The 12452-nt window shown below is 52.3% G+C and carries 13 protein-coding genes; 11 read left to right on the top strand and 2 right to left on the bottom strand.

Annotated elements, in window-relative coordinates; genetic code table 11:
- Positions 1-18 precede the first annotated feature (18 nt).
- On the top strand, positions 19-786 hold the full coding sequence (mlaA, locus tag SC127_RS17805) for a phospholipid-binding lipoprotein MlaA (protein WP_215846041.1): 768 nt from the start codon (positions 19-21) through the stop codon (positions 784-786).
- Between the two features lie 101 nt (positions 787-887).
- Here mlaA and fadL read toward each other — a convergent pair whose 3' ends face one another.
- A complete protein-coding gene (fadL, locus tag SC127_RS17800; protein WP_243077493.1) occupies positions 888-2171 on the bottom strand; it encodes a long-chain fatty acid transporter FadL in 1284 nt (427 codons plus the stop codon).
- Between the two features lie 358 nt (positions 2172-2529).
- Here fadL and SC127_RS17795 point away from each other — a divergent pair, with 358 nt between their 5' ends.
- The 4 genes from SC127_RS17795 to sixA all read left to right on the top strand — a co-directional run bounded on the left by SC127_RS17795 (position 2530) and on the right by sixA (position 7101).
- A complete protein-coding gene (locus SC127_RS17795; protein ID WP_215846045.1) occupies positions 2530-2826 on the top strand; it encodes a YfcZ/YiiS family protein in 297 nt (98 codons plus the stop codon).
- A 164-nt stretch (positions 2827-2990) separates the two neighbouring features.
- Positions 2991-4301, top strand: a complete 1311-nt coding sequence (gene fadI / locus SC127_RS17790) for an acetyl-CoA C-acyltransferase FadI (protein WP_215846047.1) — start codon at positions 2991-2993, stop codon at positions 4299-4301.
- Complete coding sequence (gene fadJ / locus SC127_RS17785) at positions 4301-6418, top strand: fatty acid oxidation complex subunit alpha FadJ (RefSeq protein ID WP_332627274.1); 2118 nt, start codon at positions 4301-4303, stop codon at positions 6416-6418. Before fadI ends, fadJ begins: the two co-directional genes overlap by 1 nt.
- 200 nt (positions 6419-6618) lie before the next feature.
- Complete coding sequence (sixA, locus tag SC127_RS17780) at positions 6619-7101, top strand: phosphohistidine phosphatase SixA (protein ID WP_215846050.1); 483 nt, start codon at positions 6619-6621, stop codon at positions 7099-7101.
- A gap of 34 nt (positions 7102-7135) precedes the next feature.
- Here sixA and smrB read toward each other — a convergent pair whose 3' ends face one another.
- Positions 7136-7684 (bottom strand): endonuclease SmrB, encoded by a 549-nt coding sequence (smrB, locus tag SC127_RS17775; protein WP_215846051.1) that lies wholly within the window; start codon positions 7682-7684, stop codon positions 7136-7138.
- A gap of 159 nt (positions 7685-7843) precedes the next feature.
- Here smrB and prmB point away from each other — a divergent pair, with 159 nt between their 5' ends.
- Genes prmB through SC127_RS17745 form a run of 6 tightly spaced genes read left to right on the top strand, consistent with a single transcriptional unit; the run spans position 7844 to position 12448 of the window.
- Positions 7844-8776 (top strand): 50S ribosomal protein L3 N(5)-glutamine methyltransferase, encoded by a 933-nt coding sequence (prmB, locus tag SC127_RS17770; RefSeq protein ID WP_215846053.1) that lies wholly within the window; start codon positions 7844-7846, stop codon positions 8774-8776.
- A gap of 45 nt (positions 8777-8821) precedes the next feature.
- On the top strand, positions 8822-9907 hold the full coding sequence (aroC, locus tag SC127_RS17765) for a chorismate synthase (RefSeq protein WP_215846055.1): 1086 nt from the start codon (positions 8822-8824) through the stop codon (positions 9905-9907).
- A 4-nt stretch (positions 9908-9911) separates the two neighbouring features.
- Positions 9912-10733: a penicillin-insensitive murein endopeptidase gene (gene mepA / locus SC127_RS17760; protein WP_215846056.1), complete on the top strand. Its 822-nt coding sequence runs from the start codon at positions 9912-9914 to the stop codon at positions 10731-10733.
- 8 nt (positions 10734-10741) lie between these two features.
- Positions 10742-11545 (top strand): sulfite exporter TauE/SafE family protein, encoded by an 804-nt coding sequence (locus tag SC127_RS17755; protein WP_243077495.1) that lies wholly within the window; start codon positions 10742-10744, stop codon positions 11543-11545.
- Between the two features lie 43 nt (positions 11546-11588).
- Positions 11589-12134: an elongation factor P hydroxylase gene (locus SC127_RS17750; protein WP_243078470.1), complete on the top strand. Its 546-nt coding sequence runs from the start codon at positions 11589-11591 to the stop codon at positions 12132-12134.
- A 32-nt stretch (positions 12135-12166) separates the two neighbouring features.
- Positions 12167-12448, top strand: a complete 282-nt coding sequence (locus SC127_RS17745; RefSeq protein WP_215846060.1) for a YfcL family protein — start codon at positions 12167-12169, stop codon at positions 12446-12448.
- Positions 12449-12452: the final 4 nt, after the last annotated feature.

Here is a 12452-nt window from a genome sequence, read left to right as displayed (position 1 = left end):
CCGCACAGGGAGATAAAAATGGTTTACCGCCTGACCAGTTTGGTTTTGGCCAGTGTACTTCTGGTGGGTTGTGCCAGTTCAAAGCCGGATAACAACGATGAGCCTGCGCAGCGCAGCGATCCGTTTGAAGGCTTTAACCGCACGATGTTTAACTTTAATTACAACGTGCTGGATCCTTACGTCTTACGCCCTGTTGCGGTTGCCTGGCGTGATTATGTGCCAGTGCCTGCGCGTACTGGACTAAGTAATTTCCTCGGTAACCTGGAAGAACCGGCTAGCATGGTCAACGCCATTTTGGTCGGCGAACCGCGCGATGCAGGCATTCACTTTACCCGCTTCTTTCTGAACAGCGTGTTAGGTTTGGGTGGATTCATTGACGTAGCGGGCAAGGCGAACCCGGCGTTGGCGCGTGAAGAGCCGCACCGTTTCGGGACGACATTGGGTCGTTACGGCGTAGGTTATGGCCCGTATGTTGAGTTACCCGCTTACGGCAGCTTCACTATCCGTCAGGATGGTGGTGACTATGTTGATACGCTTTATCCGCTGCTGGGTTGGCTAACCTGGCCAATGTCGATCGGTAAGTGGACGCTGGAAGGTATTGAGACGCGCGCGCAGTTACTGGATTCCGATGCGATTCTCAAGCAGCAAAACGATCCTTATGCCTTTATTCGTAACGCTTATTTCCAGCGCCACGATTTCCTGGCAAACGGTGGCAAGCTGAAACCGCAAGAGAACCCAAATGCAGCAGCGATTCAAGACGATTTAGGTGACATTGATTCGCAATAGGTTTATTCGCACGCGATGAATTGACCGAAAACGGTATTAAATAAAAAGGCGACTTCATTGAGTCGCCTTTTTTGATCGCTTCTTTTGGATGAAGAAAGGTATCAGAACTTATAGTTAAAGTTCGCACCATACAGCCAGGCTTTACCTGAAGAATTAAAGGTATACGGCCCTTCTTTAACCGTGACGTGTTGGCCGTGCATGTAGGAAATACCGACGTCAACCGAGGCATCTTCATTAAACGCGTAAGAAGTACCCGCGCTCAGCCACAGGCGATCTTGATCGGGAATGGAGATAGAACGCTTATCAGCCGGAACCGGGCTGTCATCAAAGGCGATACCGGTACGGAACGTCCAGTTCTCATCGTAGGTATAGGTTGTACCTAAAGCCAGGCGGTAGGCATCGCGGAAGCTCTCATCTTTATAAAAGAGGGTTTGACCGTTAGAGCCAGTGGCTTTCAACTCCTGGAATTGACTCCAGCTGGTATACGCCAGGCTGTAATGCACCGCCCACTGTGGCGCCACTTTATGCCAGCCCGAAAGCTCCCACATTTCAGGCAAATTCAAGGTTAACGCACCCGGAATCGTAGAGCCGCCTGTTGCGTAAGGCAGACCTAAATTACGCGCCTGATTCACAGCGTTGACGTAGGTTGGCAAGTCACTTTTGTAATCGCCATCAAAGTCGATTTTAACTTCTGAACGGTAGGTAAAGCCAAAGCGGTTATTTTGATCCACTTCATACAAAATACCGGCATTCCAGCCGTAACCCCATTCATCACCTTTCAGATGAGCAATTTGCGTATTTGCCGGCACGCCCAGCGCCGGGCCAGATTCACCGGCATAGCGTTCAATTTTCGCTTTGGCATAAACCGCATCAAAACCCACACCGAAGCTGAAGTGTTCATTTAAACGATACGCTGTACTGAGATTGAAATTGCCGGTCAACAAGTCCGTTTTACCGCCGTAAGCGCCTGCGGTGTAACCGTCATTGAATTCGGTCGCCAATCCATAATTGGAGGTTGCGGATGCGCCAATCCACCATTGATCGTTAATGGGTTGTACGTAATGAATATTCGGCACCCATTGATTAGGGGCGATATTATTCGCATCCAGGCTGCGTCCGCTTTGACTGGTACCGCTGATGTTTACATCAGGTGCTATATAGACTGCGCCAATTGAAAAAGCGGGGCGATCCATAAGTGCCATAGTGGCCGGATTACGGCTGGCTGATGCGGCGGTATCACCCATTGCGCCTTCGCCAGAATATGCGCGTCCTAAACCAATAGAAGAAAACTCATTTAATTGAAATCCAGCTGCGTAAACGTGTGAAGAGACGAGTGCTACTGCAGCCGCCACGGCTGACTTTGCAAACAGGTTTTTATGGTTCATGACCACAACCTCATGTGAATTATTATTTAACGCTGTAAATTCGCGTAACAAGGGTCGGCGGATTCCAGGGTCTGACATAAAACGCACTTATCAGACCAGTGCGGCAAGTATAGGTCTGACCTGTGTGTATGTTGCAATATTGTTTTTGAAATATTTCCAAATTGATCGATGGAATTTCGATCTACTTAACAAAACCAGAAATAACAGACGCAGCATAATCTCTCAAATTTGTTTTGGATCAAATTTTATTGTGATATTCGTCACTTAGCGAGAGTGTCATGGCGCAAAGTATACCGAAGGCGTAAAATTTTGGGCGTAAAATTACGCAACTCGACGAATTAATCGTCAGGAGAAAACGATGACTGATGCCATTAAAAAATGTAGCGCAACCGAAACCGCAGCCTGCTGTTGTGTCGATGTCGGCACCGTCATGGATAACAGTGATTGCACCGCAACCTGGTCAGAATGGTTTTCGCAACGGGCTGATGCTGACAAAAAATTACAATATCTCAGCGATAAAGCACGTCAAATTGAATCAGAACCTTGTGACATTAATGCCCGTTTCACAGAAGAAGCAGGCGGCATAAAACTTGATATTGATTTTACTTTCTCCTGCCAGGCCGAAACCATGATTTTTCAACTCGGTTTGCGCTAATCCTCTCCAACGCCGCAACCTGTGCGGCGTTTTTCATTTTCGTGTTTCCCTTCGCAAATTTATCCTTTCCGTATTGGCGGCAGAACCGCTTGTGGTTAACACTGATGAGCAGGTCAGACCTCTTTTGGCAATGATGCCTCGGTCCCGATTCACAGGTGAAAACAATGAGTAAAGCGCAGTCATTGCTGACGCGTGATGGTGAGCGCATCGCCATAACCCACGGATTACGCACGCCTTTCTTACGCCAGGCCAGCGGCTTTCATGGCATTCCCGCTGTAGAATTAGGCCGCATGCTGATAAGCGAACTGATGGCGCGTAGCGAATTGCCGGTTGAAGTGATTGAGCAACTGGTGTTTGGCCAAGTGGTACAGATGCCGGAAGCGCCTAACATCGCCCGTGAAATCGTTCTCAGCAGCGGCTTAAGTGTTCATACCGATGCTTACAGTGTCAGCCGTGCTTGCGCGACCAGTTTTCAGGCAGTCGCTAACGTTACGGAAAGTTTACTGGCGGGCACGATTTCGGCGGGCATTGCTGGCGGCGCAGATTCCTCGTCAGTGTTGCCAATTGGCGTGAGTAAAACCCTGGCGCGGGCGCTGGTGGATATGAACAAAGCGCGCAGCTTCTCGCAAAAATTGCAGATTCTGCGTCGCTTGCGTCCGCGTGATTTACTGCCAGTACCGCCTGCGGTAGCGGAATTTTCAACTGGGCTACGCATGGGTGACACAGCAGAGCAAATGGCAAAAAGCCATGGCATTACGCGTGAAGCACAAGATGCGCTAGCACTGAGATCGCATCAGCGCGCTGCAAAAGCCTGGCAATCAGGCGTGCTGAATCAAGAAGTGATGGCCGCTTTTGTGCCGCCGTGGAAAGCGCCGATTGATCAAGACAACACGGTGCGGATGGATGCCAAAGCAGAAGATTATGCACGTTTGCGTCCCGTCTTTGATCGTCAGCATGGCACAGTGACTGCGGCCAACAGTACGCCGCTTACCGATGGCGCTGCTGCGGTGGTTTTGATGCGAGAAGGGCGTGCGCGTGAGCTCTCGCTTAAACCGCTGGGCTATCTGCGCAGCTACGCGTTTACTGCCATTGATGTCTGGCAAGATATGTTACTCGGCCCAGCTTACGCTTCACCGCTGGCGCTGGATCGCGCCGGTATTACTCTGAATGATTTGACCCTGATAGATATGCACGAAGCCTTTGCCGCACAAACCTTAAGTAATTTGCAGATGTTCCGCGATGAGCGTTTCGCCCGTGACGTACTTAATCGTCCTCACGCCTTAGGCGAGGTCAATGAAGAACGTTTCAACGTGCTCGGGGGTTCTATCGCGTATGGGCATCCTTTCGCTGCCACCGGCGCACGCATGATCACTCAAACCTTGCAGGAATTGCGGCGACGCGGTGGCGGCTTAGGCTTAGTGACCGCCTGTGCTGCGGGCGGATTAGGTGCGGCTATGGTTTTGGAGGTCGAATAATGGAACAGAACGCTTTTCATTTGCAGATGCGCCTCGACCACGTTGGCATTATCACTATCGATGTGCCTGGCGAAAAGATGAATACCCTAAAGGCAGAATTCGCTGCGCAGATAGCGGCCATTATTGGTGAGGCACGCCGCAATAAACAATTGGCAGGCTTGGTGCTGATCTCGGGTAAGTCAGACAACTTTATTGCAGGTGCAGACATTAGCATGATTGATCGCTGCCAGACGGCGCAGGAAGCCGAAGCGCTGGCGCGACAAGGCCAGGAAGTGATGGCATCCATCGCGGCGCTGCCTTTTCCTGTGGTGGCGGCGATTCATGGCGCGTGCCTGGGCGGCGGTCTTGAACTGGCGCTGGCCTGTGATGCGCGCATCTGTTCACTGGATGATAAAACCCGGCTGGGGCTGCCAGAAGTGCAGCTGGGTTTACTTCCCGGCTCAGGCGGAACACAGCGTCTGCCGCGTTTGATCGGCGTGCAACAGGCGCTGCCGCTGATGCTGACCGGTAAAACGTTGCGCGCTAAGCAAGCGCGTAAGCTTGGCGTGGTTGATGATGTTGTGCCGCAGGCGATCCTGCTCGAAACCGCGATTGCACGTGTGAAGCAAGGCAAGAGCAATCACCGCATTTTGCCGATGCGCGATCGTTTGTTACAAGGGCCGCTTGCCCGCCAGGCGCTGTTTGCGCTAGCAAAACGCCAAACCGAAAGCAAAACGCACGGCAATTATCCTGCAGCAAAACGGATTATCGATGTCGTGCGAATCGGGCTGGAGCAGGGCAGCCGCGCCGGTCATGACGCTGAAGCGCAGGCTTTTGGCGAACTGGCAATGAGTCCCCAATCTGCGGCTCTGCGTAGCCTGTTTTTCGCGTCGACAGCGTTGAAAAAAGAGCGTGGCGGAGAGGCTGAAGCACGGGTCATTCAGCGTGTTGGCGTATTAGGTGGCGGCTTGATGGGCGGCGGCATTGCCAGCGTCAGCGCTATCAACGCGGGTTTGCCGGTGCGTATCAAAGATATCAATCTTGCTGGCGTTAATCATGCCCTGCAAACCAGTTGGGAGCTGTTGAGCAACAAGGTAAAACGCCGCCATCTCAGCGCAGCGCAGCGCGATCAGCATATGGCGCGTATTACCGGCGGCACCGATTATCAGGGCTTTTCTCAGCGTGATTTGGTGATCGAAGCGGTTTTCGAAGATCTGGCTTTAAAACAGCAAATGGTCAGCGAAGTTGAAGAGCATTGTCTGCCGCACACTATTTTTGCGTCAAACACCTCATCATTACCGATTGCTCATATTGCGGCAAACGCGCAGCGTCCCGAGAACGTTATCGGCCTGCACTATTTTAGCCCGGTGGACAAAATGCCGTTGGTTGAAGTGATTCCGCACGCAGCAACGTCTGAACACACGCTGGCCAGCACCGTGGCGCTGGCGCGCAAGCAAGGCAAAACTGCCATTGTGGTGGCCGATAAACCGGGTTTTTACGTTAACCGTATTTTAGCGCCCTATATAAATGAAGCGATGCGTTGCCTGCTTGAAGGTGAGCCGATTGATCATATTGATCGTGCGTTGGTGAAATTCGGTTTCCCCGTTGGGCCGATCCAGCTACTGGATGAAGTAGGCATCGATGTTGGCAGTAAAATCATCCCGATTTTGCAGCAGGCTTATGGCGAGCGTTTTGCGGCACCCGACGCTTTTGACGTTGTGTTAAAAGAGGGACGAAAAGGGCGCAAAAACGGCAAAGGTTTCTATTTATATGGCACGGATCGCAGACAGAAAAAGCCCGACACGTCGATCTATACCTTGTTGAAGGTAAAAGCGGCGGCAAAACTCGATGAAGCACAGATCGCTGAACGCTGCGTAATGATGATGCTGAACGAAGCGGTGCGTTGTCTGGATGAACAGGTGATTCGCCTGCCACGCGATGGCGATATTGGTGCGGTATTTGGGATTGGATTTCCGCCGTTTTTGGGAGGGCCGTTTCGCTATCTCGACCAGCTTGGCGCAGCACACGTCCTGAACACATTAAACCGCCTTAAGCAACAATATGGCGAGCGATTTACCCCGTGTGAGGCGCTGGAAAAGGCAGCGCAACAGCAGCAGAAATTTTACATTTCTCTATAAAATGGAATAACCGCACCGATTCAGCGGGTTAGACCGGTGCCGCAAAAGTCTGCGGCACCGCACGGTTCTGAGATGTGCTTATTTAATAAACAACCGGTTGACTATACTGAAGCCATTAAGGTACAACACAGCGTTCATTCGCAGAATGAAGAGTCAGACGCTCAGCGTCGGGCGATGTCGACAAACTACAGCGGTGCTTTATGCAAGTTTTTATCATGCGTCACGGCGATGCAGCTCTGGAAGCAGCAAGCGATTCAGTCAGGCCTTTAACGCTTTGTGGATGTAATGAATCACGCCAAATGGCGAGCTGGCTCAACAGTCAAGCGCCAGACATTGAACGTGTTTTAGTAAGCCCTTATTTGCGCGCGGGGCAAACGCTCTCAACAGTTCGTGAAGCGTTGTCTCTGCCTGTCGAAGAGGACGTGTTACCTGAGTTGACGCCTGGCGGCGATCCGGGTTTGGTGGCGTGCTACTTACAGACGCTGGCAAATGAAGGCGTGAAATCAGCATTGGTGATTTCGCACTTGCCGTTGGTGGGTTATCTGGTTTCTGAACTCTGCCCGCAGGAAGCGCCGCCGATGTTCGCCACTTCTGCTATTGCCTGTGTGGATTTTGATGCCAGCCAGAGCGAAGGCAAATTAAAGTGGCAGGTCAGTCCGTCAAAACTGGCGAAAGCTATTTAATGCCCATGGGCCGAATGATCGGCCCAATCCCTTCTCAAGGTAGCTCGGGCGGTTGCCACTCTTCAATTTCAATCAATACCAGCAGCGCAGCATCGCCGCCGAACATCTTGGGTGCCTGATGAAAAGCCATGACAAACGGATGCTGAGCCAGCCATAACGGCGTTTGCTGTTTCAAAATATGCTTACCGTGGCCGGTCATCACACTGGCGCAAAACAGATGTTCTCGTCGACAGGCTGCAATCAATGCGCCTAATTCCTGCTTAGCCTGCTGCTGCGTTAAACCATGCAGATCGAGAAATATCTCTGGCGTATAGTCGCCACGCCGCAATTTTTTCAGTTCAAAATGGCTGACATCGGCACGTACATAGCGCGTTGCGCCTTCTGTCGACAGCAGCGGCTGGAATTCATCAGAGAAATAATGACTATTATCAGCCTGCTCGGAAAGCAGGCGTTTCGTGGGCACTTGGCGGGTTTTCACCACCGGTTTGTGCACGATCGTGTCTTGTTTCAGCTTACGCGTGCCGGTCATCAATTGGCGAAACAGCGATTTATCGTCCTGGCTAAGGGGCGTTTTTTTACTCATGGCGGGTAAATTATGTCAGAAAAGGCTGTTTTCAGCGGATGGCGTTACCTTACCGTTAAGTGTCATTAAATGTCAGCTTTTTCACCTCACCGCGCTGAATTCTCTCCGGCTTCATGGCACACTATCGGCCGATTTAGCAAAAGGCCTGCGGAGGGCTACGTGGACAAAATTTTCGTCGATGAGGCAGTGAACGAACTGCACACCATTCAGGACATGCTGCGCTGGGCGGTTAGCCGCTTTTCCGCTGCCGGAATTTGGTACGGACATGGCACAGACAATCCTTGGGACGAAGCCGTTCAGTTAGTCCTGCCGTCCCTCTGGCTACCGCTCGACATCCCTGAAGATATGCGTAACGCGCGTCTGACCGCCAGCGAGCGTCACCGCATCGTTGAGCGTGTAATTCGTCGCGTTAACGAACGTATTCCGGTTGCTTATTTGACCAACAAAGCCTGGTTCTGTGGTCACGAATTTTACGTTGATGAGCGCGTCTTAGTGCCGCGTTCACCGATTGGTGAACTGATTGATAACCGTTTTGCCGGTTTAATCAGTGAAACGCCACATCACATTCTGGATATGTGTACTGGCAGCGGCTGTATCGCCATTGCCTGCGCTTATGCCTTCCCAGAAGCCGAAGTGGATGCGGTAGATATCTCTACCGATGCGCTGGCTGTCGCCGAACAAAACATTGAAGAGCATGGCTTAATTCATCACGTCACGCCGATCCGCGCTGACCTGTTTCGTGGCCTGCCTGAATTAAAATATGACCTGATCGTTACCAATCCGCCGTATGTGGATGCGGAAGATATGGACGATCTGCCAAACGAATATCGCCACGAACCGGAACTTGGTTTGGCTGCGGGCAGCGACGGTTTGAAACTGGTACGCCGCATTCTTGCCTGCGCGCCAAATTACCTGAGCGAGCAGGGCGTGTTGATTTGCGAAGTGGGCAACAGCATGGTGCACATGATCGAACAATATCCTGATGTGCCGTTCACCTGGCTGGAATTTGATAATGGCGGCGACGGCGTGTTCATGCTGACGCGCCAGCAGATTGTCGACGCACAACATCATTTTTCTTTTTTCAAAGACTGAAAGCGGGGCGAGTGCTCGCTCTGAGAACCGTAACAAGGAATCAAAATGGCCGGAAACAGCATCGGACAATTTTTTCGAGTAACCACCTTTGGTGAGTCCCACGGTATTGCGCTGGGCTGTATTGTTGATGGTGTGCCGCCGGGCATTCCGCTCACCGAAGCCGATATTCAGCACGATCTCGATCGTCGTCGTCCGGGTACGTCACGCTACACCACGCAGCGCCGTGAGCCCGATCAGGTGAAAATTTTGTCTGGTGTGTTCGAAGGCATCACCACCGGCGCTTCGATTGGCTTGTTAATTGAAAACACCGATCAGCGCTCGCAGGATTACAGTGCGATCAAAGACCTGTTCCGTCCCGGCCATGCTGATTACACCTATGAACAGAAATATGGCCAGCGCGATTACCGCGGCGGCGGACGATCTTCCGCTCGCGAAACCGCAATGCGCGTAGCGGCAGGCGCCATTGCCAAAAAATATCTGCACATGAAGCACGGCGTAGTGGTGCGCGGCTATCTGGCGCAGATTGGCGATGTTGCATGCGAGCTAAAAGATTGGAGCATCGTGGAAGAAAATCCGTTTTTCTGCCCGGATGCTGACAAGCTGGAAGCGCTGGACGAATTGATGCGCGGTCTGAAAAAAGAGGGCGACTCAATCGGTGCCAAAGTCACGGTGATGGCTGAAAACGTTCCACCAGGTCTTGGCGAGCCGGTGTTTGATCGTCTTGATGCTGATTTAGCCCATGCACTTATGAGCATTAATGCCGTAAAAGGTGTTGAAATTGGTGATGGTTTTGCCGTCGTTAATCAGCGTGGCAGTGAACATCGTGATGAGATTCGTGCCAACGGTTTCCAGAGCAATCATGCGGGCGGCATTCTTGGCGGCATCAGTAGCGGTCAGGTGATCAGCGCTAACCTGGCGATGAAACCGACGTCCAGCATTACCGTGCCCGGTAAAACCATTACCCGCGAGGGCGAAGAAGTGGAGATGATCACCAAAGGTCGCCACGATCCCTGCGTAGGGATTCGCGCGGTGCCGATCGCTGAAGCGATGATGGCGATCGTGTTGATGGATCATCTGCTGCGTCAGCGTGCGCAGTGCGCTGATGTCAATTCCACTGTTCCGCGCTGGTAATTCAATGAAACGTCTTCTGCTCACGCTTTCCGCGCTGGTGATTAGCGCATCCAGCCTGGCGGCAACGCCTTGGCAGCGCATTCAGCAGCCGATTGCGGGTGCGCCGCAGTCAGTCGGCGGCTTTGCTAATGGCTGTATTGTGGGTGCGCAGGCTTTGCCGCTTAATGCGCCAAATTATCAGGTGATGCGTCAGGATCAGCGTCGCTATTTTGGACATCCTGATTTGATTCAGTTCATTCAGCGCTTAAGTACTCAGACGCATAATTTGCAATTGGGCAATGTGCTGATCGGCGATATGGGCATGGCAGCGGGCGGACGTTTCAGCAGCGGACACGCCAGTCATCAATCAGGATTGGATGTGGATATTTGGTTGCAGCTCCCCAAAACGCGCTGGACATCGCAGCAGTTGTTGAAGCCGCAACCGCTGGATTTGGTTGCGCCCGGCGATAAAAACGTTGTCGCGCGCCATTGGCGTCCAGAAATTGACAGCTTGATCAAACTGGCGGCGAAAGATGAAGAAGTATCACGTATCTTCGTCAATCCAGCGATTAAAAAGCAGCTTTGTGCCGATGCAGGGAACGATCGTGAATGGCTGCATAAAGTTCGTCCCTGGTTTGCGCATCGCGCTCACATGCATGTGCGTCTGCGTTGTCCGCAAGGCAGCAGTGAATGTCTCGATCAAGCTCCGCCACCGCCGGGCGATGGTTGTGGCGCAGAGCTACAGAGCTGGTTCTTACCCAAACAACCCGGTTCAGCGCCTGTAAAACGCGAACCGCCGCCGCTGCCAGCGGCTTGTCAGGCATTACTGGATAAACATTTACTGTAAGGGATGTCATGGATTGGTTCGTCGTCAGCCCGCTGCTGGTTGGGCTGCTGTTCTTTGTTGCCATGCTGGCGGGCTTTATTGATTCTATTGCGGGTGGCGGTGGCTTGTTAACGGTGCCTTCATTGCTGGCGGCTGGCCTTTCTCCCGCGCAGGCGTTGGCGACCAACAAGCTGCAATCAGTGGGCGGTTCATTCTCTGCCAGTCTCTATTTTATTCGTCGCGGCGCGGTCAAATTAAACGAACAATGGCTCAACATCGCCATGACCTTTGTCGGGTCGGTGATCGGTGCCGTACTGATACAGCGGCTTCAGGCTGATATGTTACGTCAGGTTTTACCGATCTTGCTGATTGCGATTGGGTTGTGGTTCCTGTTAATGCCTCGCATTGGTGAAGAGGATCGCGCGCGTCGCCTGTACGGTTTGCCGTATGCGTTGATAGGTGGCGGAACTATCGGTTTTTACGACGGCTTCTTCGGCCCCGGTGCCGGTTCTTTTTACGCGCTGGCTTTCGTAACGCTGTGCGGCTACAACCTCGCTAAAGCCACCGCCCACGCCAAAATTCTTAACTTCACCTCCAACTTTGGCAGCCTGCTGTTTTTTATGTTTGGCGGCAAAGTGGTGTGGGGAACCGGCGTGATTATGATGCTCGGCGCATTCTGCGGCGCGCGTCTCGGCGCAAGATTGGTGCTGACGCGTGGTCAGAAGCTGATTCGTCCGATGGTGGTGATTGTCTCAGCGGTAATGAGTATCAAACTATTGTGGGACAGCCACGGTAGCAGCATTATGGCGTGGTTCGCCACGCTGCACTTGTAATGGATGATGCCAAATGGCGCCTATTTCCTCTCAAAATGACAGCATGAACACAACACATCACTATGAGCAGCTGGTTACGCTGTTTGATCGCTGCTTCAGCGACGACTTTCAGACCCGTCTAATTAAAGGCGATGACGAACCGATCTATCTTCCGGCAGATGCCGAATCGCCGTGGAACCGCGTGGTTTTTGCTCACGGTTTCTACGCCAGCGCGCTGCATGAAATTTCACATTGGTGTATTGCCGGTGAAGCACGCCGCAAACTGGTTGATTTTGGTTATTGGTATTGCCCGGATGGCCGCGACGCGTTGACGCAAAGTCAGTTTGAAGCGGTAGAAGTGAAGCCGCAGGCGCTGGAATGGATGTTTTGTGTTGCGGCAGGCTTTCCCTTCAACGTGAGTTGTGACAATCTCGAGGGAGATTGTGAGCCGGATCGCATTGCTTTCCAACGTAAGGTTCATGCTCAGGTCATGTCTTATTTGGAGCAGGGTATACCCGCACGACCCGCGCGTTTTATTGCAGCATTAGCTAAATTTTATGGCAGGCCTTCGTTGACGGCCTCACAGTTTCCCTGGCCGGAAGATCTGTGACCTGTGAAGGCACATCAAAAAGAGGAATTGAGATGATCGCAGAATTTGAAGCGCGTATTCTGGCCCTCATTGACGACATGGTTGAACACGCCAGCGACGATGAGCTGTTTGCCAGCGGTTATTTAAGCGGCCACCTCACGCTGGCTGTCGCCGAAATCGAACGACTGGATGAGCACACGCCTGAAGCATTACAGATTCACGTTACACGCAGTCTGCAGAATGCGATTGCCGCAGGCGAGTTATCACCGCGCGATCAAGCGCTGGTGGTAGGCATGTGGGACAATCTGTTTTTGCAGGCGCGCAAATCGGCCTGAATAT

Source organism: Pantoea sp. T14 (genome assembly GCF_036663535.1).
Lineage (GTDB): Bacteria > Pseudomonadota > Gammaproteobacteria > Enterobacterales > Enterobacteriaceae > Pantoea > Pantoea phytostimulans.
This window is presented reverse-complemented; position numbering and strand designations above follow the sequence as displayed.